Source organism: Shinella granuli, assembly GCF_004341885.1.
In the GTDB taxonomy this organism is placed as follows: Bacteria; Pseudomonadota; Alphaproteobacteria; order Rhizobiales; family Rhizobiaceae; genus Shinella; species Shinella granuli.
In genome coordinates this window covers 16,248-39,421 of record NZ_SLVX01000018.1, presented here as the reverse complement: position 1 = coordinate 39,421, position 23,174 = coordinate 16,248, and the positions used below count along the sequence as shown (strand labels likewise).

At 63.9% G+C, this 23,174-nt stretch carries 22 protein-coding genes; 9 read left to right on the top strand and 13 right to left on the bottom strand.

Features of this window, described 5'->3' with window-relative positions; genetic code table 11:
- Positions 1-47: 47 nt before the first annotated feature.
- The 4 genes from EV665_RS22935 to EV665_RS22920 all read right to left on the bottom strand — a co-directional run bounded on the left by EV665_RS22935 (position 48) and on the right by EV665_RS22920 (position 4,366).
- The gene (locus tag EV665_RS22935; protein WP_133035841.1) at positions 48-1,334 is read right to left on the bottom strand and encodes an ABC transporter substrate-binding protein; all 1,287 of its coding nucleotides are present in this window, start codon (positions 1,332-1,334) and stop codon (positions 48-50) included.
- Positions 1,335-1,474: 140 nt separating this feature from the next.
- On the bottom strand, positions 1,475-2,560 hold the full coding sequence (locus EV665_RS22930) for an ABC transporter ATP-binding protein (protein WP_133035840.1): 1,086 nt from the start codon (positions 2,558-2,560) through the stop codon (positions 1,475-1,477).
- A 29-nt stretch (positions 2,561-2,589) separates the two neighbouring features.
- Positions 2,590-3,450 (bottom strand): carbohydrate ABC transporter permease, encoded by an 861-nt coding sequence (locus tag EV665_RS22925; protein ID WP_133035839.1) that lies wholly within the window; start codon positions 3,448-3,450, stop codon positions 2,590-2,592.
- On the bottom strand, positions 3,443-4,366 hold the full coding sequence (locus tag EV665_RS22920) for a carbohydrate ABC transporter permease (RefSeq protein WP_133035838.1): 924 nt from the start codon (positions 4,364-4,366) through the stop codon (positions 3,443-3,445). Before EV665_RS22920 ends, EV665_RS22925 begins: the two co-directional genes overlap by 8 nt.
- Before the next feature lie 149 nt (positions 4,367-4,515).
- Between EV665_RS22920 and EV665_RS22915 the strand changes: the two genes are divergently transcribed.
- Together EV665_RS22915 and EV665_RS22910 are read left to right on the top strand one after the other, a co-directional pair.
- On the top strand, positions 4,516-5,703 hold the full coding sequence (locus tag EV665_RS22915) for a YyaL domain-containing protein (protein ID WP_084438117.1): 1,188 nt from the start codon (positions 4,516-4,518) through the stop codon (positions 5,701-5,703).
- A gap of 53 nt (positions 5,704-5,756) precedes the next feature.
- Positions 5,757-6,797, top strand: a complete 1,041-nt coding sequence (locus EV665_RS22910; protein ID WP_162853140.1) for a LacI family DNA-binding transcriptional regulator — start codon at positions 5,757-5,759, stop codon at positions 6,795-6,797.
- Between the two features lie 44 nt (positions 6,798-6,841).
- Here EV665_RS22910 and EV665_RS22905 read toward each other — a convergent pair whose 3' ends face one another.
- From EV665_RS22905 to EV665_RS22890, 4 genes are all read right to left on the bottom strand, one after another.
- Positions 6,842-7,684 carry a porin family protein gene (locus EV665_RS22905; protein WP_425376499.1) on the bottom strand — a complete coding sequence of 281 codons (843 nt, stop codon included), beginning with the start codon at positions 7,682-7,684 and terminating at the stop codon, positions 6,842-6,844.
- Positions 7,685-7,700: 16 nt separating this feature from the next.
- Positions 7,701-9,158: a metal-dependent hydrolase family protein gene (locus EV665_RS22900; protein ID WP_206362182.1), complete on the bottom strand. Its 1,458-nt coding sequence runs from the start codon at positions 9,156-9,158 to the stop codon at positions 7,701-7,703.
- Between the two features lie 362 nt (positions 9,159-9,520).
- Complete coding sequence (locus tag EV665_RS22895; protein WP_133035836.1) at positions 9,521-10,480, bottom strand: VOC family protein; 960 nt, start codon at positions 10,478-10,480, stop codon at positions 9,521-9,523.
- 57 nt (positions 10,481-10,537) lie between these two features.
- Positions 10,538-11,419, bottom strand: a complete 882-nt coding sequence (locus EV665_RS22890; RefSeq protein ID WP_133035835.1) for a fumarylacetoacetate hydrolase family protein — start codon at positions 11,417-11,419, stop codon at positions 10,538-10,540.
- Positions 11,420-11,605: 186 nt separating this feature from the next.
- Between EV665_RS22890 and EV665_RS22885 the strand changes: the two genes are divergently transcribed.
- The gene (locus EV665_RS22885) at positions 11,606-12,289 is read left to right on the top strand and encodes a GntR family transcriptional regulator (protein ID WP_133035834.1); all 684 of its coding nucleotides are present in this window, start codon (positions 11,606-11,608) and stop codon (positions 12,287-12,289) included.
- Positions 12,290-12,330: 41 nt separating this feature from the next.
- Here EV665_RS22885 and EV665_RS22880 read toward each other — a convergent pair whose 3' ends face one another.
- Together EV665_RS22880 and EV665_RS22875 are read right to left on the bottom strand one after the other, a co-directional pair.
- Complete coding sequence (locus EV665_RS22880; RefSeq protein ID WP_133035833.1) at positions 12,331-13,611, bottom strand: ABC transporter substrate-binding protein; 1,281 nt, start codon at positions 13,609-13,611, stop codon at positions 12,331-12,333.
- Between the two features lie 35 nt (positions 13,612-13,646).
- On the bottom strand, positions 13,647-15,272 hold the full coding sequence (locus tag EV665_RS22875) for a bifunctional 3-(3-hydroxy-phenyl)propionate/3-hydroxycinnamic acid hydroxylase (RefSeq protein WP_162853139.1): 1,626 nt from the start codon (positions 15,270-15,272) through the stop codon (positions 13,647-13,649).
- Positions 15,273-15,431: 159 nt separating this feature from the next.
- Between EV665_RS22875 and EV665_RS22870 the strand changes: the two genes are divergently transcribed.
- Genes EV665_RS22870 through EV665_RS22845 form a run of 6 tightly spaced genes read left to right on the top strand, consistent with a single transcriptional unit; the run spans position 15,432 to position 20,128 of the window.
- Positions 15,432-16,178: an ABC transporter ATP-binding protein gene (locus EV665_RS22870; protein ID WP_245507802.1), complete on the top strand. Its 747-nt coding sequence runs from the start codon at positions 15,432-15,434 to the stop codon at positions 16,176-16,178.
- A complete protein-coding gene (locus tag EV665_RS22865) occupies positions 16,171-16,875 on the top strand; it encodes an ABC transporter ATP-binding protein (protein ID WP_133035831.1) in 705 nt (234 codons plus the stop codon). Before EV665_RS22870 ends, EV665_RS22865 begins: the two co-directional genes overlap by 8 nt.
- Before the next feature lies 1 nt (position 16,876).
- Entirely contained in the window at positions 16,877-17,740 is an 864-nt protein-coding gene (locus tag EV665_RS22860) for a branched-chain amino acid ABC transporter permease (protein ID WP_133035830.1), read from the top strand.
- A gap of 13 nt (positions 17,741-17,753) precedes the next feature.
- Positions 17,754-18,752 (top strand): branched-chain amino acid ABC transporter permease, encoded by a 999-nt coding sequence (locus EV665_RS22855; protein ID WP_133035829.1) that lies wholly within the window; start codon positions 17,754-17,756, stop codon positions 18,750-18,752.
- A gap of 45 nt (positions 18,753-18,797) precedes the next feature.
- Entirely contained in the window at positions 18,798-19,502 is a 705-nt protein-coding gene (locus tag EV665_RS22850; RefSeq protein WP_133035828.1) for a CoA transferase subunit A, read from the top strand.
- A complete protein-coding gene (locus EV665_RS22845; protein ID WP_133035903.1) occupies positions 19,499-20,128 on the top strand; it encodes a 3-oxoacid CoA-transferase subunit B in 630 nt (209 codons plus the stop codon). The genes EV665_RS22850 and EV665_RS22845 overlap by 4 nt, the downstream gene beginning before the upstream one ends.
- Positions 20,129-20,192: 64 nt before the next feature.
- On the opposite strand, the gene EV665_RS33300 is transcribed toward EV665_RS22845, so the two are convergent.
- The 3 genes from EV665_RS33300 to EV665_RS22830 form a co-directional block, all read right to left on the bottom strand.
- Positions 20,193-20,468 carry a MurR/RpiR family transcriptional regulator gene (locus tag EV665_RS33300; protein WP_133035827.1) on the bottom strand — a complete coding sequence of 92 codons (276 nt, stop codon included), beginning with the start codon at positions 20,466-20,468 and terminating at the stop codon, positions 20,193-20,195.
- 114 nt (positions 20,469-20,582) lie between these two features.
- Entirely contained in the window at positions 20,583-21,605 is a 1,023-nt protein-coding gene (locus EV665_RS22835) for an ABC transporter permease (protein ID WP_133035826.1), read from the bottom strand.
- Between the two features lie 29 nt (positions 21,606-21,634).
- Positions 21,635-23,173 carry a sugar ABC transporter ATP-binding protein gene (locus tag EV665_RS22830; protein ID WP_133035825.1) on the bottom strand — a complete coding sequence of 513 codons (1,539 nt, stop codon included), beginning with the start codon at positions 23,171-23,173 and terminating at the stop codon, positions 21,635-21,637.
- Between the last annotated feature and the right edge of the window lies 1 nt (position 23,174).

Here is a 23,174-nt window from a genome sequence, read left to right as displayed (position 1 = left end):
CACGTTGCCGGGCTGAACGTCGCCATTCAGCCCGGCTGGAAGCGCCGCTAGCGGGACAGGATTGCCTGAGCTGCCGAAACCAGCTCCTGCCCTGCTTCCGCGGCGGAAATCTGGCCGAAGGCCAGGCGGTCTGCGACCGTTCGATAGACCCGATCCTCCAGTTCCGATGCCCCGACCGGCACCTGCGCCGGGAAATCGCCCACGAAATCAGCGATGGATTCGACATAATCGAAGGACCGCTTCTGGACATCGTCCAATGTCGGCGCCACGGCGGTACGGACATCGAGGTTGATCGGCACCCCGCGCTCGACACCGAGAATCTTGCCGGCTTCGACATCGTTGATGAAGAAGTCGAGAAACTTCGCGGCGAGTTCAGGGTCCGGCGCATTTCGGGCAATGCCGAAATGAAGCCCCGCGCGATAGAACAAGCCCGACCGCCCGCCGACCTCGGACACCGGCAGATTGGTTATTCCGACCGGGTTCTTCTGCAGCGCCTGATAGGCGACGAGCATGTTCGAGAAAGCAATGGCCATGACGGCATGCCCCCGGCTCATCGGATTGGAATCGATCTGGTTCTTGTCGAGCGCCTGCACTTCCGCCGATACGCATCCACCATTGGCGGCGAGGCTCTCCCAATAGCCGTACCAGTCCGTGGCATCCTCCACATCGAAGCCGATCTGGCCATCCTCGCCATAAAGGCGCTTGCCGCGCTGCACCAGGAACGCTTCGAGCGCATAGCTGTAGCGTGCGGCATTGCCGACAGCCCAGACGCCTTTCTTGCCGAGCGCCTTGGTCATCTCGATGCAGAGGCGGGCAAAGTCATCCCAGGTCGTGCCGCGCCCGGGCGGCGTCAGGCCCGTTTTTTCGAACGCCTCGGTGTCGTAGAGCAGGGCGAAGGCGTTGTTTGAAAGCGGCAGTCCGGCCACCTTGCCCGCCACCGTTCCGAGCTTCATCGTACCCGGCAACAGCCGGTCCGTCCGTATGGTGCGGCCGAGATAGTCGTCGAGCGGGACCATCGTCCCCCGCCCGGCATAGTCGGCAAACCGTCCCGGCTCCAACTGGAAGATGTCGGGCGCATTGCCACCGGCCAGCATGGTCGTGAGCTTCGACCAATAGTCGTTTCCGCCGACCTCGCCCAGGATGCGCACGCCGGGATTGGCGCCCTCGAACAGCCTGGCGACGGCAAGCGTCCGCTCGGCGCGCCCGGGCGAGCCGAACCAGAACAGCCGCATGTCGCGCTCGTTCGCCCAGGCGGCACGCGCGGGAAGATGCGAAACGGCGGCGGCCGCGCCGAAAGCAAGAGTTTTCTGAAGGAAGGTGCGTCGGTTCAGCATGGATTGTTCTCTCGATGAAAGGGATCGGCTTGCGAACCTCCACACGGGAGGCGCGCGGCGGAAGACACGCAATGGAGGCGGCGGGCTCTTTGTCGGGCTCGCAGAATGGTGTTGGCTTGGCAGACCAATTCTTGTCCGGTCTATGCCGATTGGACTGCGACCCTGCGGCCGCCAGCGTCAAAAACATGGCACTGCGCCAAGTCGGCGGTGAGGCGCAACTCCTCCCCGGCCCGTACCGATTTCTGGCCATTGAGCGTCGCGACGATCGGCTGCCGGTCCTTGAGCGATCCGTAGACGATGGTCTGGCCGCCGAGCTGTTCGACATGCGTCGCGATCATCGCCCCGAGCGGCGTGCCCCGGTCCGATCCGACGTCGAGATGTTCCGGCCGCACGCCGAGGCACAGCCCTTCCGGCCGCGCATCGATGCCGCGAACGGCCAGCTTCGTCCCTGCAAGATCGAGCGTCACGGCCTCGCCAGCGCGTCCGTCGACGCTAACATTGAGGAAGTTCATCTTCGGCGAGCCGATGAAGCCCGCGACAAACCGGTTGGCAGGCGTGTTATAGATTTCCAGCGGCGTTCCCGCCTGCTCGATCCGGCCACCGTTCAGCACCACGATCCGGTCCGCCAGCGTCATCGCCTCGACCTGGTCGTGGGTGACGTAGATCATCGTCGCGCCGATATCGGCATGGAGCTTGGCGATCTCGACGCGGGTCTGCACCCGAAGCTCCGCATCGAGGTTCGACAACGGCTCGTCGAAAAGAAAGACCTGCGGATCGCGCACGATAGCGCGGCCGATAGCAACGCGCTGGCGCTGGCCGCCCGAAAGCTGCTTGGGCTTGCGATCCAGAAGCTTGGTGATCTGCAGGATTTCGGCCGCCTTGCGCACGCGCAGGTCGATCTCGGCCTTGGGCATTCTGGCCGTTTCCAGCCCGAAGGACATGTTCTTGTAGACGCTCATATGCGGATAGAGCGCATAGGACTGGAACACCATGGCGATCCCGCGCTCTGCCGCCGATACCTCGTTCATGCGCGCGCCGGCGATGCGCAATTCGCCGCCGGTGATCGGCTCCAGACCCGCGATCATGCGCAGGAGCGTGGACTTGCCGCAGCCCGAGGGGCCGACGAACACGACGAACTCGCCGGGTTCGATGGCAAGGTCCACACCATGGATGATGTCGATGGCGCCGTAGCTTTTCTTGATACCGGTGAGAGCCAGGGAGGTCATGTCATGCTCGCTTTCTGAATAACGGGCGATCAACGCTTCATGCCGGTCGTCGCGATACCCTCGATGAGAAGGCGCTGGAACACGACGAAGAGAATGAAGATCGGCAGGATGGTCAGGGTGGACATCGCCAACAGGGCACCCCAGTCGGACTGGGCGGTGGCATCGACGAAGGTGCGCAGCCCGAGCTGGGCGGTGTATTTCTCGATGTCGTTCAGATAGATCAGCGGTGCGAAGAAATCGTCCCAGGTCCAGATGAAGGAGAAGACGGCGGCCGTGGCCAGGACCGGGGTGGACAGCGGAAGGATGATCTTGAAGAAGATGCGCAGCGGCCCCGCGCCGTCCATCACCGCCGCCTCGTCGAGATCGCGCGGGATGCCGCGAAAGAACTGGATCATCAGGAAGATGAAGAAGGCATCGATCGCGAGGAATTTCGGCACGACCAGCGGCAGGATCGTGTTCACCCAGCCGAAGTTCAGGAACATCAGATATTGCGGGATCAGCACCGCATGCTGGGGCAGCATCATGGTGCCCAGCATCAGGGCGAACCAGAAGCTCCGGCCCTTGAACTGCAGGCGCGTGAAGGCATAGGCCGCCATCGAGCAGGAAACGAGATTGCCCACGACGGCCAGAAGCGCAATGACGGTCGAGTTCAGGAACATCCAGCCGAAGCTGACGCTCAGCCCGTTCCAGCCGCGCCGATAGGCATCGGTGGTGAAGGTTTCCGGGATCAGCGAGGTGGTGGAAAAGATCTCGTTTTCCGGCTTGAACGAGCTGGAGACCATCCACAGCAACGGATAGAGCATCACGAAGCTGACGGCGAGAACAGCCGCATAGGCGAAGGCGCGCAGCAAGGGCGAAGATCCGGTGGCGTCCACGGTGGTCTCAGTCATCGTAGTGCACCCAGTATTTTGCGGAGAGGAAGGAAAGGGCCGTGAACGCCGCGATGATCGCGACCAGCACCCAGGCGAGAGCAGACGCATAGCCGAAGCGGAAGTTCGTGAACGCTTCCTGGTAGAGGTAGAGCGTGTAGAACAGCGTCGAATCGATCGGCCCGCCCGTGCCGTCGCTGATGACGAAGGCCGGGGTGAAGGCCTTGAAGGCGTCGATCGTCAGGATCACGGCATTGAAGAAGATGACCGGCGTCAGGAGCGGCAGCGTGATCTTGAAGAACTGGCGGCTGCGGCCGGCGCCGTCGATGCTGGCAGCTTCATACATATCCTGCGGGATCTGCCGCAGCCCGGCAAGAAAGATGATCATGGAGGAACCGAACTGCCAGACGGCAAGCGCGATCAGCGTATAGATCGAGGTCGAGGGATTGGCGATCCAGCTCGGCCCCTCGTAGCTGAAGAGCGCCATCAGGACCTGGTTGAGAATGCCGTCGCCGGCAAAGACCTGCCGCCACAACACGGCAATGGCAACCGAGCCGCCGATCAGGGAGGGCAGATAGAAGATTGCGCGAAACCAGTTCAGCCCACGCAGTCCTCTGTTCAGCAGGATCGCGACCGCCAGCGCGAAGACGAGCTTCAGCGGAACCGAGAGCAGTACATAGGTGAAGGTGACGTTCATGGCGGCGCGGAAGCGCGGATCACTTGTGGCGATCTGCATATAGTTGTCGGCACCGACCCAGCGCGGCGCGGACATGAGGCCGTAGTCGGTCAGCGACAGGTAAAGAGACGAGGCCGCCGGGCCGAGCGTGAGGACGAAGAAACCGAGCAACCAGGGCGACAGAAAACCGTAGCCTGCCAAGTGCTGGCGCAAATGTGTCCAGCGATGCACCCGCCGATGCGGTACGTCGTCGACAAGCATCGTTCACCTCCTCCTCTCTCACCGGAACCCTCTCTGCCCGGGAGTGACTTGAGCATGCCGACAAGAAATTTCTTCGTCAATCGAAATTTTCGTAGTTGACGAAATTTTCTTTTCGAAGGAAAGTTCTCTCAGCCTGAGGAGAGAATTCCATGAATGTCGAAGCCAGAAGTTACTTCGCGGCCACCGAGCCTGCTGCCGCAACCCGCAATCATGCGCGCCATCAGGCCGCGATCGAGCGGTGCGTGGAAAAGTTGCGCGCGACGATGCCGGTGATCGGCCTGCGCAATCCCAAGATCGGAACGGCCGACAACCAATGGGTCTATTGCGGTCCTTTCGACTGGGTGGTGGGCTTCCATGCCGGGCAGTTGTGGCTTGCCCTGCAACTGACGGGAGACCCCGCCTTCCTGCACGCGGCCCAGGCACGCCGGCCGGTGTTCCGGTCGATCCTCGCCCACCGGCAGGCGCAGGACCATGATCTCGGCTTCCAGTTTTCGCTCGCCTGCGTCTCGGACTGGCTGATGACCGGCGCGCGCGAACCGCGGGACATGGCCCTGGAGGCGGCGCGGCTGCTGCTGGAGCGCTTTCGCCCCGAAGGCAGGTATCTCCAGGCCTGGAACGCGATCGCCCCGCATGGCCAGGTCGATCCCCATCATGCCAGCGGCCGCATCATCGCCGATACGCTGCAGAACCTCGCGCTGCTCTACTGGGCGCATGGCGAAACGGGGCGGGCCGATTTCCGCGTGGCAGCCGATGGCCATGCCCAGACGGCTCTCGCCCATCTCGTACGGCCCGACGATACCAGCTTCCACACCTTCCTGTTCGACCCCGTGACCGGCGCGCCTCTGCATGGCGCAACACACCAGGGATATGCCGACGACTCCTGCTGGTCGCGCGGCCAGGCCTGGCTGATCCACGGCTATGCGCAAAGCGCCCGCGTCACCGGAAATCCCGTCTATCTCGATGCCGCACGCCGCCTTGCGGCAAAGGCCGAGGCCCTGATGGGCGAAGACAGCGTGCCGGCATGGGACTATATGGCACCAGGCGGCGCCAGCGCCTATCGCGACAGCTCCGCCGGGGCCATCATGGCGGCCGGCGCCTATATGCTCGCCGAGCAACTCCCGATGGAGGTGGCCCGCTGGCGGGATTTCGGCGACCGGCTGCTCGGCGGCCTGCTCGATACATGCGACCTGACGGCCGATCCCAAGGCGCTCGGCCTGCTCGCCCATGGCGCGGCCCATGTCGGCTCGCAGTTTGCCGACAACATGCTCCCCTATGGCGACTATTATTTCATGGAAGCGTTGATGCGTTCGCTGGGACACACGCAATTCTTCTGGTGAGAATGCTCCCGCCAAGGGATACAAAGATCGAGCCAAACGTGCCGGGGAAGAGAATGTCTGATACGCCTACAACCACATTGCGCGACATCGCCGAGGCCGCCGGGGTCTCGGTCGCCGCCGCGTCCAAGGTGCTGAACAACCGCGGCGGGGTCAGCGACGAGAGCCGCCAGCGCGTGCTCGCCGCCGCCGACCAGCTCGGTTACCAGGGGCGAACTGCAAAGGCGATGCAGCGCGCCGGTGTGGCCACGGCGACGATGATCATTCCCGCCGCCTACTATTCGGACTCACAGTTCTACGAAGACATCATCAAGGGCGTACTGGACGCATGCGCGGCCAATGCGCTGGCGGTGGAGGTCAGGTTGATCGCGACGGCGAGCGAAGGCGGCTATGCCGAGATCGAGGAAATTCTCGCGGCCGAGGATCGCGGCGCCCTCATCCCCATCGGCCTCGACGATGCCGGGATGATCCGCCGCATCGCGGCGGCAAACGTTCCCGCCGTGCTGATCAACGGCATGGACCGGTCGATGCGGCTCGACAGCGTGCTTCCCGACAACTGGTCGGCCGGATGGCTGGCCACGCAGCATCTTCTGGCCGCCGGCCACCGCAACATCATGCACGTCACCCTTCCGCACCGGTTGACGATGCAGCGCCGCATGGACGGCTTCTCCGTCGCGATCGACGAGGCCGGCCTCGGCTTCGATCCGGCCCGCCACATTCTCGACCTCGGCGAGATGGGATATGCGGAGACGCAGGCTCGCGCGGCCATCGTTTCCGCTTTCGAAGCCGGGCGGCTGGAGAACGTCACCGCCCTTTTCTGCAGCTCGGACATGGTCGCGTTCGGGGTTATGCAGGGCCTGCAGTCGTTGGGTTTTGCCATTCCCGAGCACTTCTCGGTTATCGGCCTCGACGATGTCGCCATGTCGGGCAATAGCCGCCCGCCGCTCACGACGATGCGCATCGAGCGAACCGAGCTTGGCCGCACCGGCGTGGAACTGCTCCTCGACCGCATCGCCAATCCGACCCGAAGCGCTGTCCGGTTGAACCTCGGCGTCGATCTTGTCGAGCGCGCCACCGTCGGCCGACCGCGAGGCTGACGGAAGGGCCGGACGACGCCCCACCCGAACCGTACCTTTCCAGATCAAAACCGATAAGTCAGTCCAAGCACCGGACCGGAGAGCCGGGTATCGAAGACATGCCCGTCCTTCTCATAGTCGACATCGAGCACCTTGTATCCGGCCGAAACGGACAGGCTGTCGGTGAACGTGTAGTTCACCGTCGCCAATACCGACCACGTAATGTCGGATCCAACGCCAAAACCGCCGACATCCGCCTGCGCCTGAACGGAAAGCTTGTCCGTCAGGCTGAAAAAGAGCCGCGCGCCGACAACCGGGTCCACCCAGCTGAAACTTTCTTCGTGGCTGCCGGAGATCGTGCCGGCAAGAGGATGGGTTGCCGTGACCGACACGTCGTTCGAAATGTACCAGAACCGCGCGCCGCCGAGCGCATCGAGGGTGAACTCCGGTGTATCCACAACGCGATAGCCGCCTTGCAGGGTCGCCATGAATTCAGTCGTATCGACATCCGCATCGACGCTCGCCCCGGGCGGGATCACGCCGAGGCCGGGGATCTGAAACGCCGGCAGCGGGCCGGTTGCATGGCTGTCCGTCGTGTTGACATACATGATGTCGCCGGAGAGCACGAAGCGGTCGTAACGCCCCCAGACATTGAGGAAGCCACCGAAATTGAGATCGTCCATCACATCGGAGAACGACTTCTCGACGTGCAGCGTCGGTGCACGGCGGAAGGGCGAGATGTCCCCGTCAAGACCCGTCGCCCACATATAGGGCGTGACCTGCAGCGCCCAATCCGAATGCCTGCTCGCGGCGGCCGGGTCGGTAATACCTTCAACGGCATTCTCGTCGGCACGGGTCGCGTGAGCAGTGCACAGCGTCACGATGACCGCAGCAAAATATCTCTTCAAGGAAGCCCCCTCCCTTTCACGCCGGCAGCGTATTCTTGTGAATGCGGCCATCCTTCATCACCAGCATCAGCGTCCGCTCCGGATCGGCGATCAGTGAAATGTCCTCGAGCGGATCGCCGTCGAAAACCAGCAGATCGGCATAGGCGTCCGCTTCGATGTGGCCAAGCTTTGCCGGATAGGGATTGCGTGGCCCCGAAAGCCCCATCAGCCCGGCATTGCCGCCGGTCAGCATGCGCAGCACCTCGGCATTGTCATACCATCGGGCAAACTTCGCAAGCTGGCGGCCCTGGGTCGCAGTCCCCGTCGGGCTGAACAGAATGTCCGTGCCCAGCGCCATCTTGACCCTGTGCGTTCTCCCCAGCTCGATGGCGCGCACCGTTCCCCCGGCAATCTGCTCCTGCTGGGCACGTTGCTCCGGCGACGGTTTCGCATTGGCATCCTCGTCGGCAAGGAAGGGCTGGATGCTCCACCAGGCATCCGCGTCCGCAAGGCGCTTGACCGTCTCCTCGTCGATCAGTTGGCCGTGCTCGATCGATTTCACGCCGCAATCGAGCGCCCGGCGGACGGCCGCGGATGTATAGGCATGGATGCAGACATAGGTCCCCCAATCTGCCGCCGCAGATACGGCCGCCTTCATCTCGGCTTCCGTATACTGGAGCGAATCGATCGGATCGAAGGACGACGAAACGCCGCCGCCGCCCATGATCTTGATCTGGCTGGCACCGAGCATGAGCTGCTCGCGCACACGGCGCAAGACCTCGGCTTCGCCATCCGCGATGGCGGAGATACCCGCCTGCTCGGCGACGCTGAGGTCGGTTTGCGCCGCGCGCGGCAACTCCGTGCGCATGCGGAAATCACCATGTCCGGACGTCTGCGAGATCATGGCGCCGGAGGGGTAGATGCGGGGGCCGGCAATGCGTCCTTCATCGATGGCCCTCTTCAGGGCGAAGGACGGGCCGCCGACATCGCGGACCGTTGTGAAGCCGCGAAGGACGGTCCGTTCCGCCTCCTGCGCGGCGACGAGATGCACATAGGGGATATCGGCGGTCATGGCCGCGACTTGCGAAATGCCGGCAAGGATCGAATGCCAATGGGCATCGATCATGCCGGGCATCAGCGTGCGTCCGCCGCAGTCGATCACCTCGGCATCGGAAACGGTATCGGCAGCGGGAACCAGCGCCTTGATGCGGCTGCCTTCGACAAGCACGCCCTGGCCGCGGATCAGCGGGCTACCGGTTCCGTCGAATATGCTGGCATTGCGAAGCAGGAGCGGTTTAGCGGAAACTTGTGCGAAAGCCGGGCTTGCCGCGCCCAGGGCCGGCGCGGCGAGGCTGGCCGCGATGCCCTTCAGCACGGACCGGCGCGAAAGGCCGGCATCGATGCGGGCGAAGAGCTTTTGGGCCTGCGGGTTGTGACACGGGCAATCGAGACCGTGGACGAGATGGCGGTATTTATCTCCGAAACGAAGCGCCAAGATATGCCCTCTTGTCTCTGTGACGTGCGATCCGTCAACCGCTTGCCAACCAGTTAAGCCGATTTGCCGTCCGCCAACAAGTCGATTTTCCATTGCACGTTGCACCCGCGCCCGAAGACTCGGAGACGATACGATGCCCCGAGGGCGTCACCCCGAGGCTTGGGAAACGGGAACCCACTTCATGGATGGAACATCTCGTCCGGGATTTGGCCGAACCTTCACAATTCGCAAAGGCCGTCTGCAATCGGGAGAGATTGGATTGAGCGCTTTCCGATTGCGCTATCCCCGGCGAAAGCGCTTGTTCGAAGCGTGTCGGCTGGGCGGTCGTTCGGCCGTCCCCGTCGCCCGCGCCGGCAGATAGCTTACCCTTCGGCTTCGTGATTGACGACGAAGTCCTTGGGCAGTTCCGGGCCCCAGAGATAGAGGGAGTCCTCCGGCGGGTAGTCGCCCGCCTCCCAGTCGCAGGTCGCCGGGATGTAGTCGATGTCGGCGGAATATTCCGCGTAGCTGCCCCAGGGATCGCGGACATAGTGGAAGTAGTTCGAGCCCAGCACGTGCCGGCCCAGGCCCCAGCCCTTCTGGAATCCCTTCTCCGCCATCTGCATGGCGCCCTTGCCGATCTCGTTGATCGAGCCGACATCCCAGCTGCAATGGTGCAGGCCCGGCGCGTCGGATTTGGCAAAGGCGATCAGGTGGTGGTCCGAGCCGTGGATGCCGTGCATGAAGCAGATGCCGTCGCCGGAGCGGTCGGACAGGCGCAGGCCGAGGACCCGGCTGTAGAAATCGATGGCCTTCGACACATCCGCGGTGAAGATCAGCACATGCGCAAGGCGGGTGGGGTGTACCTTCGGCGCCTTGGAGCGCTGCGGCGAACCTGCAACACCCGGCGGGCAGGAGGCCATGTCGAACGGCATCTTCTCGTCCGGCGAGGTCTTTTCCGCGACCTTGATCTCGATGAGCACGCCGTTGTGGTCGTAGAACCAGACGCCGTTGGAATCGAAGCCGCGCGGCGCGTCCAGCAGGCGCACCCCTTCGGCCTCGATCCGCCGCTTCATCGGCTCGAAGTCTTCCTCGAAGAGGCCGAAGGACAGGAAGTTGAGCTTCTTGCGGCCGCCTTCGCCGATGCTGACCCAGCGATGATCGGACCCGAAGGTATAAAGCCCGAGGCTGTTACCCTCCTCGCGCACATCGAGGCCGAAGGCCTTGTAGAAGTCCTCGGCGACGCGCAGGTCCGGAACGACCATGTTGAAGGTGTCCATCGAATGCACCCCGAGCTCGCCGGGGCGCTTGACGATCTGGACCTTGCCGGTAATCGCAGTCATGTCTGGCTCCTCCTCCCAAATCCTTGGCCAAATACCTTGGCCAAACACCCTGGCCGCTCATGCGACCAGGGCGGCCTTCGCTGTCGCGCGGTCGCGCACCGGATTGGACAGGATGCCGATCTTCTCGATCTCGACCTCGACGGTGTCACCGTCACGCATCCAGAGCGGCGGCTTGCGGGCAAGGCCGACGCCCGAAGGCGTTCCGGTGACGATCACGTCGCCCGGCTTCAGCGTCATGAAGCCGGACAGGATCGAGACGAGCCGGGCGACCGAGAAGACCATGTCGGAGATCGACGCCTCCTGCACCACCGCGCCGTTGAGGCGGGTCTGGAGGCGCAGGCCCTCGCAGCCCGGCGGCAGTTCGTCGGCCGTCACGAAGACCGGACCGAAGGCGCCCGTATCGTCGAAGTTCTTGCCCGGCGTCCATTGCGGCGCCTTGAACTGGTAGTCGCGGATCGAAGCGTCGTTGAAGATCGAATAGCCGCTGACATGGGCCAGGGCGTCCGCCTCGGCGATGTCCCGGCCGGCCTTGCCGATGACCGCGACCAGTTCGCCCTCGTAGTCGAGCTGCTCGGAGAAGGACGGGCGCAGGATCGGCGCGCCATGGGCGATGAGGCTCGAATTGAAACGGCCGAAGATCGTCGGATAGTCGGGCTGCTTGAAGCCGCTTTCGGCGGAATGGTCGACATAGTTGAGGCCGACGCAGACGATCTTCTCCGGATGGGACAGCGGCGGAAGCAGTTCCACGGCATCGATATCCACGGCAGGCGCCGAAGAAAGGGCGTTGCCCGCCTTTGCCAGCGCCTCGCCGCCCGTTTCGATCAGGGCCTGAAGCGTACCGGGAAAGGCCGGATCGGCCTCCGTCAGTCCATGCCAGGCATCGCCCACGGCGACGGCGAGGCCCTGCTTTCCATTCTGCCGATAGGACGCGAAGCGCATGGGAAATCTCCTTGGTTGGCTTTTCTGTATCCTGACTCACATGCGTACATTCGTCAACATAAAATATATTATTTCTTATTTCATACTTTTTATGAGGAAGCCGGCATGCTCGCTCTGGCGCTGATGCCGAAAATATATTATTTGATGGATTATCTGAGTTTCAGGCTTAATAGGAAATGAGAGATCATGGCGCGACCCGAAAGCGGCAGCCTCACGGCGGAAGCCTATGCGCAGATCCGGGCCGAAATCCTCGCCTGCCGTCTTGCGCCGGGACAGAAGCTCGTGATCGCGGATCTTTGCGAGGAGTTTCAGTTCAGCCTCGGGGCCGTGCGCGAAGCCCTTGCACGTCTCAGCTCGGAAGGCCTGGTCGTCTCCGAGCCGCGCAAGGGGTTTCGGGTGGCGCCCATCACCGAGGCTGAACTGCGCGACATCACCCGCGTGCGGGCAACGATCGAGAGTCTCTGCCTGGAGAATGCGATCCAGAATGGCGACCTGCGCTGGGAAACAAACATCGTGGCGACGCAATTCGAGCTGTCCAAGTTGAGCCTGCAGGACCCCGCCGACCCCGCAAGGGTCAGCGAGGCATGGGCGGAAGCGCACCAGCGCTTCCACGAAGCGCTGGTGGCGGCCTGCGACAGTCCCTGGCTCCTTCGGCTGCGGGAACTTCTGTTCATCCAGTCCGAACGATACCGGCGCGTGTCCGTGCCCCTCAACCGGGCCAAGCGCGACCTCGTGTCGGAACATCGCGACATCGCCGATGCCGCCGTGGGCCGCGACGTAGAGAAAGCGACGGCCGCCATTCGCGCCCACCTTGAGAAGACGACCCGCATTCTCATCGAATCCGATGTCGTGAAGGCGCACGAAGGCTGAGCGAACGGCGGGCTGCCGCCCGCCGTCCGCGCCTGGTCAGGCTAAAGGGCCGCGAAGGCCTTCTGCACGGCGATTTCCGGGGCCGATTTGTTCTCACAGATGGAGAGATCGAACGTCCCGCCGCTTCCGGCCAGCCACTGACCGCCGACGAGCGGGGTCTGGCAGGCGTTCTTCACCGGCCCGTTGGCCCAGGAAATCGGGCCGACGATGGACTTGTAGTCCGTCCTGGTGATCGCATCGAGGACGGCGCCCTTGTCCTTAGGATTGCCGGAGCGCTTCAGCACGTCGATGGCCACTTCCAGCAGCGCGTGCTTGTAGCCGGTCGGCTGGATCCATTGCTGCCCGCTCTCCGCCTCGTAGCCCCTGGCGAGATCGGCCGAGCTGATGCCCGTCAGGCCGGACGTGTAGGGATGGTTCGGCGACCACCAGACTTCGGACGACACCCCGTTGCCGTTGCCGCCGAGGGTTTCGACCGCGGAGGGGAAGAGCAGCGCCTTGGCGACGGTGACGGCCTTCGGGCGAAAGCCCTGCTGCGCCGCCTGCGTCCAGAAGGTCGTGAAATCAGGCGGCAGGAAGACGCCCGAAACGATATCCACCCCGGCGGCCTTCAGCTTTGCGATCTGGGCGGAGAAATCGTCGCTCAGCGGCTGGTGGAAGCCCGCGTCGACGACCTCGTAGCCGTTCTTCGCAAAGAGCGGCGGCAGACCGGTCGTGGCGCTGGAAAGCGGAACCCCGTCGCTGTCGTTGGACCAGAGCACGCCCACCTTTTTGTTCGTCGAAAGCTGGTCCCAGAGCGAGGTGTAGCAGTCGACCAACTGGCCGGCGCCCCAGAAGAAATGATAGGTCCAGTCGAAACCGGTCGACGGATCGCCGCCGCGTCCGAAGAAGTGGCCGTCCCAGGGCGTATCCGTCGAAATGCAGGGCATCTCGTTCAGTTCGCACTGGTCGGCCACCGGGTTGGTCGTATCGGCGGTGGACGAGGCGAGCATCAGGTCCACCTCGTCCTCCAGCATGAGCTGGTTGGCGACTTCGGCCGCCCGGTTGGGGTTGGACTGGGTGTCCTTGACGATGATCTCGACGGGATAGGTGATCCCGTCGATCTCGATGCCGGCGCCGATCGCCGCGCGCACCTGCTTCAGCACATAGTCGTCCGAAGCGCCGAAGGCCGCGACGGGGCCGGTCCGCGGCGAGACGAAGCCGATGCGGATCGTCTGCGACTGCGCATGGGAGCGGCGGCTGAGAAGGCCCGGCAGGGCCAGCGCGCCGCCGGCCATGACGCCGGTGCGCAGAATGGTGCGCCTCGTATATCCTCGACTGTTCATTGGGTCTCCTCCCCTGTCGATTGCGTGGCCCGCCGTCAGGCGGGCTCGGCCTGCCGTTGCTCTGCATTCATGCCGAAGGCCTGTGTCTGGCGGGCGAAGTCGGCCAGCATCCGGTCGAGCCGCGCGCTGTCGGCAGCGCCGCCGAAGAGGTAGAAATCGGGTCGCACCAGCATGGCGCTGATGCCGTGCGCCTTCATGAAGCGCCCGAACTGGCCCTGCGTGTCGCCGATCTGGTCGTCGGTCGCCGAACGGCGGTCGGCGACGGTGACGACGGTGATGCCGAAACGCCGGCACGTCTCCTTCGCCGAGGCGGACAGGGCGACCCCCTCCTCCAGCACCAGCGTGAAGCCGCCGGGCGCGACGAAATCGTCATAGCGACCGGTCCGTCCGCCGAAGCGGACAGCGCCGGCACAGGAAAGCTCGCCGGCGGGCGCGATGACGTGGCCTTGCCCGTCCCGCTCCAGCATTCCATCGGTCAGGATGGGGAACGGCGCGGGCTTCGGCGCATTGCCGCCAAGGAACATCTCGTCGCGCTTGCGCGCCTCTTCCGGGTCCGGCATGCAGATGATCGAGCCGAGGAACATCGAAATCCTGATGACGTCGGTGACATGCGGCGCGCGCTCGGGCGTGTAGGTGTCGAGCAGCGACGGATCGGCCTTGCCCCGCATCACGAGGTCGAGCTTCCACGCGAGGTTCCAGACGTCGCGCAGGCCTGCACACATGCCCTGCCCCATGAAGGGCGGCATCACATGGGCGGCGTCGCCCGCCAGGAAGACGCGGCCCTTCTGGAACGTATCGGCGACGAGGCTGCGGAAGGTGTAGAGCGCATGGCGGATCAGCTCTCCCTGGTCGGGTTTGATCCAGGCATTGAGCAATTCCCAGACCTTTTCCTCCTCGACCATCTCCTCGCGCGTCTCGTGCGGCAACCGCATGAACTCCCACCTGCGCAGCACGCGCCCGTCGGCCTCGACGCCGCCCGGAACGATGGTGGTCGGGCGCACCGGATTGGCATACTGGCCGCATTCGGGAATGCCGAGATCACGGGCGGTCAGGCCGCCGTTGAGGGCGAAGTCGATCACCAGCCAGTCCGCCTCGAAACCGAGATCGGCACGCTTGATGCCGAGGCTCTCGCGCACGAAGCTGTTGGCACCGTCGATGCCGATCAGATAGCGCGCCGTATAGTCCCGGGTCGTGCCCGTCTTGGTGTCGCGGATGGTCACTGTGACCCCGTCGTCGTCCTGATGGAAGGCAACCGCTTCACAATGGAAGTTGAGGGCAATGCCGTCGCTCGCCTTGATGCGCGCATCCATCGCCCATTCGAAGCTGGGCTGGTGGATGAAGTTGACCTCGGAGCCGCCGGAGATCGATCCGGCCGCCCAGTCGATCGCGAGCAGCTCCTTCCATTCCGCGTTGAACCAGCGATAGGTCGGCGCGTCGTTGCAGACACGGCCGGCGACATTGCCCAGTCCCGCCGCGTGCAGCACCCGGTAAAGCTCGTGGTCGATGCAGACCGCGCGGGGCAAGGGGTAGACCTCCTCCCACCGCTCGAACACACCCACGCTCCAGCCAAGACGCTGCAGGAACAGCGCGGACGCCTTGCTGACCGGACCGTAGCCGATCTGGATCACGTCGAAATCGAATTTCCTTGCGGGACCAGCCATGGCCATCCTCCCTTTCTCCATCCTGTTCCCAGCCTGCCAAAGTTTGATAGATAATGCAACAGAAAATATATTATCTTGCAATTAGTGCATTCTTGCCCTAGCACTGTCGTCATCGGCGCTGGGAGGCGCCCCGGGTTCAAGCGATGGGGAGGAGGCGGAATGATGCAGTCGACCGCCGCGATCGAGGCAACGGGCCTGAGCAAGAGTTACGGTGCGCTGGCCGTGACGCGCGACGTCAGCTTCGCGCTGGAGCCGGGCTGCGCGCTCGGGATCATCGGCCCGAACGGCGCGGGAAAGACGACCCTTTTCAATCTCCTGACCGGCGCCGTGCGCCCCGATGCGGGCTCGATCCGCTTCGCTGGCAAGGACATAAGCCCGACGGACGCGCGGGCGCGTTGCCGCATGGGCATCAGCCGCTCGTTTCAGGTGCCGCAGCCTTTTTCCGGGCTGACCGTCTTCGAAAACGCGCTGGTCGCTGCGACATTCGCCCAGGGAATTTCCGAACAGGCGGCCCGTCCGCAGGCCGAAGATGCGCTGCGCCGCACCGGCCTGTGGCCGAAGACGGCGAAGAAGGCGGGCGAACTCGGCCTGCTCGACCGCAAGCGGCTGGAGCTGGCCCGCGCAATCGCGACCGCTCCGAAACTGCTGCTGCTCGACGAGATCGCCGGAGGGCTGACGGACGCGGAATGCGTCGAGCTGATCCAGCTTATCCGTTCCATCAAGGAAAGCGGTGTCACGATCATCTGGATCGAGCACGTCCTGCACGCCCTTCTCAGCATCGTGGACCGCGTGATGGTGCTCGATTTCGGCCAGAAGATCGCCGAGGGCGAGCCCCGCGACATCATGCAGAGCCCCGAGGTGGCGGCGATCTATCTCGGTCTCGACGGGGAGAACACCCATGCCTGATCCGCTGCTTTCGATAGACCGCTTGTCATCCGGCTACGGCGACTTCCAGGCCCTGTTCGACATCTCCTTCGACCTGCAGCAGGGGCATGTCATGGGGCTGATCGGCGCGAACGGTGCGGGAAAGACCACCCTGTTCAAGGCCATCATGGGACTGCTGCCGCGCTCGAAGGGCACGGTGCACTTTCAGGGTAAGCCCATCGGCGGCGCGCCGGCGAACACGCTCGCCCGGCTCGGCCTTGCCATGGTGCCGGAGGGCCGCCGCCTGTTCCGCTCGCTCTCGGTTGAGGAAAACCTTCGCCTCGCAGCCGACCATGGGCGCAAGGGCCATTGGGATCTCGGCAAGCTCTACAGGCTCTTTCCCATTCTTGAGGAAAAACGCCACCAGCCTGCGCTGTCGCTCTCCGGCGGACAGCAGCAGATGGTCGCCATCGGCCGCGCGCTCGTGGCGAACCCGCACCTCATCCTGTTCGACGAGATCTCGCTCGGCCTCGCCCCCGTCGTGATCAACGACGTCTATGCCGCCATGCCTGACATCGTCGGATCCGGGATCAGCGCCATCCTCGTCGAGCAGGATATCGACCGGGTGCGCAAGACCGCGGACATGCTGGTGTGCCTGCGCGAGGGCCGCAAGGCCCTGCAGGGACCCACGGCCGCCATCGGCAAACACGACATCACCGTTGCCTATTTCGGAGAGTGACATGGCAAGCCTGCTCGATCCGATCCTTCAGGGCCTGCTTCTCGGCGGCCTCTACACCATGTTCGCCATCGGCCTGTCGCTGATCTTCGGGGTGATGCGGCTGGTCAATATCGCCCACGGCGACTTCATCGTGCTCGCCGCCTACATGGCCCATGCCGTGCTGGTGGCGACGGGGTGGCATCCGCTGGCCACGCTCCTTATCGTGGTGCCCGTCATGGCGGGACTGGGCTACGCCCTGCAACGGGTCGTGCTGGCCCGCACCCTCGGCGACGACATCCTGCCGCCGCTGCTCGTGACCTTCGGCGTGGCGGTCATCATCCAGAACGGCCTGCTCTCCGCCTTCACCAGCAATGCGCTCCGCCTGCCGTCCAGGGAATTGGAGACGGCAAGCCTCGCCCTCGGCAGCCTCAACATCGGGGTCCTGCCGCTCCTGACGCTGGCAGTCGCCGTCGCACTGATCTTCGGGCTGGAAACGCTCTTCGCCAGGACGGCCATCGGCCGGGCCTTCCGCGCCACGTCCGACGATCCGGAGACTGCGACCGCGATTGGCGTGAAGACCCCGCATCTCTTCGCGCTGGCGACGGCGCTCTGCTTTGCAACCATCGCGATTGCCGGCGTCTTCCTCGCCATGCGGTCGAACTTCGATCCCTTCGCCGGCCCGGCCCGGCTGCTCTTCGGCTTCGAGGCCGTGATCATCGGCGGCCTCGGCAGCTTTTGGGGAACGCTGGCCGGCGGCCTCATTCTCGGTGTGGCGCAGTCGCTCGGCGCACAGATCTCGCCGCAGTTCCAGGTTCTCGCCGGCCACATCGTCTTCTTCCTGATCCTCGCCATCCGCCCGCGCGGCCTTTTCCCCAAGACAGCCTGATCGGGGTACGACCATGACAACACTTGCCGAAACCACGAAGAGATACGCCCGCCCCGATGCGCGCGCGCTCGTCGCGCTGCTTCTCGTGCTCGCCGTCGTCGCCGCGCCCTTCTGGGCGGGTCGCGCGGAACTCAGGCTGTTCAGCGAATTCCTGAGCTTCCTGGCGCTGGCCGTCCTGTGGAACCTGCTCGCGGGCTATGCCGGACTGCTGTCCGTCGGCCAGCAGGCCTTTGTCGGGCTGGGAGGCTATGCGCTCTTCGTGCTGTGCGCCCATGCGGGTCTTTCCCCCTATCTGGCGATCCCGCTGGCGATCGTTGCCGCCGGCGCGCTGGCGGCAGTGTTCGCGCCCCTGCTGTTCCGGCTGGACGGCGCCTATTTCGCGGTCGGCACATGGGTCGCGGCCGAAACCGTGCTGCTCGTCTTCGCCATGATCCCCGCGCTCGGCGGCGGCGCCGGCATGTCGCTGCCGGCCGCATCGGTCAAGGCCATCGCGGCCGGCAAGGAGCTGCGCGAATCCATCATCTTCTGGCTGGTGACGGGCCTCAGCCTCGCCACGCTCCTCGGGGCCTACGGGCTCTTGCGCTCACGGGCAGGCCTTGCCCTGATGGCGGTGCGCGACAACAGGCTGGCGGCCGCCTCGCTCGGCATCGACATCTGGCGCACCCGGTTCGTCACCTATGTGATCGTCGCCGCCATGTCGGGCGGTCTCGGCGCGGTCATTTTCCTTCAGAAGCTGCGCATCTCGCCGAGCGCCGCCTTCAGCCTCAACGACTGGACGGTGATGGTCATCTTCGCCGTGGTCATCGGCGGCATCGGCCGGCTGGAAGGCGCGGTGATCGGCGCGATCCTCTATTTCCTGCTGCGCGAGATGATGGCGGATCTCGGCGCGATCTACCTGATCGTCCTCGGTTCGCTTGCCATCCTCGTCATGCTGTTCTCCCGAAAGGGGCTCTGGGGACTGGTCGAGACCCGTTTCGGCTGGTCGCTCATGCCGACCGAACGCAAGCCGTAAGCGAACCCGCATGCCTTTCCCCTCAGACCTTCACAGGATGCGCCCATGAAAAAAATTCACCCCGATGCGGACAGCGCGCTCTCCGGCCTGCTGTTCGACGGCATGACCATCGCCGCGGGAGGTTTCGGCCTGTGCGGCATCCCGGAACTGCTGATCGCCGCCATCCACAGGGCGGGCACGCAAGCGCTGACCATCGCCTCCAACAATGCCGGCGTCGACGGCTTCGGCCTCGGCATCCTTCTGGAAAGCCGCCAGGTGAAGCGGATGATCTCGTCCTATGTCGGCGAGAATGCCGAATTCATGCGGCAATATCTGAGCGGCGAACTGGAGCTGGAATTCACCCCACAAGGCACGCTCGCCGAGCGCATGCGCGCGGGCGGGGCCGGCATTCCCGGCTTCTACACCCGCACCGGCGTCGGCACGGTGATCGCCGAGGGCAAGGAGCACAAGGATTTCGACGGCAGGACCCATATCCTCGAACGGTCGATCGTCGCGGATCTCTCGATCGTCAAGGCCTGGAGGGCCGATCCCTCGGGCAACCTCGTCTTCCGCAAGACCGCGCGCAACTTCAACCCGTCGGCCGCCACCTGCGGCAAGGTCTGCGTGGCCGAGGTCGAGGAAATCGTGCCGCTCGGCAGCCTCGATCCCGACCATATCCACCTGCCGGGCATCTATGTGCACCGCCTCATACAGGGACAGCACGAAAAACGCATCGAGCAGCGCACCACCCGCAAGAAGGAGACCGTCTGATGTGGGATCGAAACCGGATGGCAGCGCGGGCGGCGCAGGAGTTGCAGGACGGCTGGTACGTCAATCTCGGCATCGGCATCCCGACGCTGGTCGCCAACCATATTCCCGATGGCGTGGAGGTGACGCTCCAGTCCGAAAACGGCATGCTCGGCATGGGGCCGTTCCCCTTCGAGGGCGAGGAGGATGCCGACCTCATCAATGCCGGCAAGCAGACGATCACCGAGCTGCCGCAGACGGCCTTCTTCGATTCCGCCCAGTCCTTCGCCATGATCCGCGGCGGCAAGATCGCCATGGCGATCCTCGGCGCGATGGAAGTCTCCGAAACCGGAGATCTGGCGAACTGGATGATCCCGGGCAAGCTGGTCAAGGGCATGGGCGGCGCGATGGATCTGGTGGCCGGCGTCGGCCGCGTCGTCGTCGTCATGGACCACACGTCCAGGCACGGCGAGCCCAAGCTGCTGAAGGCCTGCACCCTGCCGCTGACCGGCAAGGGCGTGGTCGACCGCATCATCACCAATCTCGGCGTGCTCGACGTGGTGCCCGGCGGGCTGAAGCTCGTCGAGCTTGCCGACGGCGTGAGCGAAGCAAACCTGCGCGCCGCAACCGAGGCGTCCATCGTCGGCTAGCGCCCAGGGCACGGGGCTTATCCAGACCCTCACGGTCGCGAAAACACGATAGCAGGGGGACTAATCAACCGATCCTTGGGGGGGAACGATACGATGACCGCTCAAGAAGGTGACGCTGAAATGCCGCGCGCATTTCCTTGAACCCGAGAAATCCGGCTTTCTTTGCCAAGTGCACAATAGTCGTTTGGGAGACGCCGCAACGGTTCGCCACGGATGGCAGTCGTCCGAACGCGGCTACGTCAGGGTGATCGAACAAAAGGCTAAGTGCTCGTTGCTGCTCGACGCCGAACGAGTGCTCTCCACGGGCAATCTGTTCCTTCAGCTTTTGAATGGTGGGCACGCGAGGTCATCCCAGCGGGAGTGGTTTCGGGATTTTAGTTATGCGCAGCCGTGCGGCGACAGCGCTGCACGGCTGCGCATCATCAGGCTTGGTGGGCCGATATTTACTTCTCCCTTAGACCTTGCGCTTCTTCTGTCTGTAGACGTCGGTAACGACAGCGGCCACGATGATCGCACCCTTGATGATCTCCTGATAGTACGCGTCGACACGCAGAAACGTGAAGCCCGAGGTCATGACGCCGAGAATGACCGTACCGATGACTGTCCCGGTAATCCGGCCGACGCCGCCCGCCAGCGACGTTCCGCCGATCACGGCAGCGGCGATCGCATCGAGTTCGTACATGACACCCATGCCGGCCTGCGCCGTTTGTGCACGCGCTGCGGTGACGATGCCCGCCAACCCTGCAAGCATGCCGGCGACGACGTAGACCTTGACCAGATGTCTCTCGACATTGATGCCCGACACCCGCGCCGCCTGCACATTCGCACCGATGGCGTAGGTGAACTTGCCATAGCGGGTGTATCGAAGCGCAATGTGAAACACGGCCGCAACGACCAGGAAGACGACGACGGGCCAAATCCCCGAACCGATGAAGCTGAACTGGTCCGTCAGGCCCGAAACCGGCTGTCCCTTCGTGTACCATTTGGAAACGCCGCGCGCCGAGACCATCATGCCGAGCGTTGCGATGAAGGGAGGAATCCGCGTGTACGCGATCAACGCGCCATTGATCAAACCGGCCAGAATGCCGATGAGAAGGCCCACGCCGATGGGAATAATTGCCGGCAGGTCGGTCAGGGAGGGGTACATGACCCGGCCCCAGGTCGATGCTTGCGCAAAGCCGGCGGCAATCATCGCGGTCATCCCGACCACGGAACCGGACGAGAGATCGATGCCGCCGGTGATGATCACCTGGGTCACGCCGATGGCAATGATGCCGATGACCGAGACCTGAAGAATCATGATCGTGAGACGCTGCTTGTTCATCAGAAAGCTCTGGCCGGCGAAAATCCAGCCAAGCACCTCGAAGACAAGGGCGATTCCGATCAGGACGAAAAAGATGTTCAGCTCCGGCGGCAACCGCCGGCGCGTAGTGTTCATCCCTGCTGGCGTGTCACCGGCCGTCACATTGGTGTTCATTCTTCTTCTCCCTTTATCGAGTGTCGCGCCTAGCGCGCCGCCAGTTCCATGACCTTCACCTGCGTCGCCTCGGCACGATCGAGGAAGCCGGTGGCGCGCCCTTCGTGCATGACCATGATCCTGTCGCTCATGCCGAGAACCTCGGGCAGTTCCGACGAGATCATGATGACGGCGACACCGTCGCGGGCGAGCTCGGTGACGAAACGATGAATTTCCGCCTTGGCGCCGACGTCGATGCCACGCGTCGGCTCGTCGAGGATCAGGATGCGCGGATTGGTCAGGAGCCAGCGGCCGATCAGGACCTTCTGCTGGTTGCCGCCCGACAGGTTCTCGATGCGTTCGTACATGTTGGGCGTCTTGACCCGCAGCTTGCGGCTCATTTCCTCGCAGACCCGGCTCAATTCCCGTTCCTGGACGAAGCCCGATTTCACGAACTTGTCCTGAAGCACGGCGATCTGCATGTTTTCGAGCACGTCGAGGATCAGCAGGCAGCCGGTGTCCTTGCGGTCTTCCGTCAGGAACGCCATGCGGTTGCGGATCGCGGTGTTCGGGCTGTCGATATCGACCGGCTTGCCGTTGATCTCGATCGTCCCGGAGCTTGCTGGCGTGACGCCAAAGATCGTTTCGGCAACGTTCGAGCGGCCCGAGCCGACGAGGCCGGCGAGGCCGAGGATCTCGCCGGCGCGCACGTCGAAGGACACGTCGTGGAAGACGCCCTTGAGGGTGAGGTTCTTGACCGACAGCACGACGTCGCCGATCGGCACCTCTTCCTTGGGGAACATCTGGGTGATCTCGCGGCCGACCATCATGCGGATGATGTCGTCGCGCGTCACATCTGAAGAAGCATGTGTGCCGATATACTTGCCGTCGCGGAACACCGAGAACTCATCGGCGATCTCGAAGAGTTCGTTCATCTTGTGGGTGATGTAGACGATGCCGATGCCGTGACTGCGCAGATCGCGGATGATCTCGAAGAGGTGCTCGACCTCGCGCTCGGTCAGCGCCGAGGTCGGCTCGTCCATGATGAGCACGTCGCTCTCGTAGGAGACGGCCTTGGCGATCTCAACCATCTGCCGGCTGGCGACCGAGAGGTGGCGCACTTCCGTTTCCGGGTCGATGTCGATCTTGAGCCGCTTGAACAGCTCCGCCGTCATCCGTCTCATCTTGCCGTGATCGACGAAGCCGAAGCGGTTCTTCGGCTCGCGGCGGATCCAGATGTTCTCGGCAACCGTCATGAAGGGCATCAGGTTGAGTTCCTGATGGATCATGGCGATGCCGTTCTCCAAGGCATCGAGCGGCGACTTGAGCTCGATGTCGTGTCCACGCAGCCGGATTTCACCGTGGTCGGGCGTGTAGATGCCGGCGAGGATCTTCATCAGCGTCGATTTGCCGGCGCCGTTCTCCCCCATCAGGGCATGCACGGTGCCGCGCTTCAGCTTGAACTGCACATCGTCGAGCGCCACGACCCCCGGGAATGCCTTGCGGACCCCCTCTGCCTCCAAGAGAAACTCCGAATTCGGAACGGCCCCGCTGGCACGAACCGCCGCCATTGTACCCGGACTTATCATC

Coding starts and splice junctions, on each gene's coding strand:
- EV665_RS22855 (WP_133035829.1), top strand. CDS start 17,754: ATGACAACACTTGCCGAAACCACGAAGAGATACGCCCGCCCCGATGCG.
- EV665_RS22875 (WP_162853139.1), bottom strand. CDS start 15,272: ATGGCTGGTCCCGCAAGGAAATTCGATTTCGACGTGATCCAGATCGGC.
- EV665_RS22915 (WP_084438117.1), top strand. CDS start 4,516: ATGAATGTCGAAGCCAGAAGTTACTTCGCGGCCACCGAGCCTGCTGCC.
- EV665_RS22860 (WP_133035830.1), top strand. CDS start 16,877: ATGGCAAGCCTGCTCGATCCGATCCTTCAGGGCCTGCTTCTCGGCGGC.
- EV665_RS22930 (WP_133035840.1), bottom strand. CDS start 2,560: ATGACCTCCCTGGCTCTCACCGGTATCAAGAAAAGCTACGGCGCCATC.
- EV665_RS22865 (WP_133035831.1), top strand. CDS start 16,171: ATGCCTGATCCGCTGCTTTCGATAGACCGCTTGTCATCCGGCTACGGC.
- EV665_RS22880 (WP_133035833.1), bottom strand. CDS start 13,611: ATGAACAGTCGAGGATATACGAGGCGCACCATTCTGCGCACCGGCGTC.
- EV665_RS22910 (WP_162853140.1), top strand. CDS start 5,757: ATGTCTGATACGCCTACAACCACATTGCGCGACATCGCCGAGGCCGCC.
- EV665_RS22895 (WP_133035836.1), bottom strand. CDS start 10,480: ATGACTGCGATTACCGGCAAGGTCCAGATCGTCAAGCGCCCCGGCGAG.
- EV665_RS22870 (WP_245507802.1), top strand. CDS start 15,432: ATGATGCAGTCGACCGCCGCGATCGAGGCAACGGGCCTGAGCAAGAGT.
- EV665_RS22920 (WP_133035838.1), bottom strand. CDS start 4,366: ATGCTTGTCGACGACGTACCGCATCGGCGGGTGCATCGCTGGACACAT.
- EV665_RS22850 (WP_133035828.1), top strand. CDS start 18,798: ATGAAAAAAATTCACCCCGATGCGGACAGCGCGCTCTCCGGCCTGCTG.
- EV665_RS22925 (WP_133035839.1), bottom strand. CDS start 3,450: ATGACTGAGACCACCGTGGACGCCACCGGATCTTCGCCCTTGCTGCGC.
- EV665_RS22935 (WP_133035841.1), bottom strand. CDS start 1,334: ATGCTGAACCGACGCACCTTCCTTCAGAAAACTCTTGCTTTCGGCGCG.
- EV665_RS22885 (WP_133035834.1), top strand. CDS start 11,606: ATGGCGCGACCCGAAAGCGGCAGCCTCACGGCGGAAGCCTATGCGCAG.
- EV665_RS22830 (WP_133035825.1), bottom strand. CDS start 23,173: ATGATAAGTCCGGGTACAATGGCGGCGGTTCGTGCCAGCGGGGCCGTT.
- EV665_RS22835 (WP_133035826.1), bottom strand. CDS start 21,605: ATGAACACCAATGTGACGGCCGGTGACACGCCAGCAGGGATGAACACT.
- EV665_RS22890 (WP_133035835.1), bottom strand. CDS start 11,419: ATGCGCTTCGCGTCCTATCGGCAGAATGGAAAGCAGGGCCTCGCCGTC.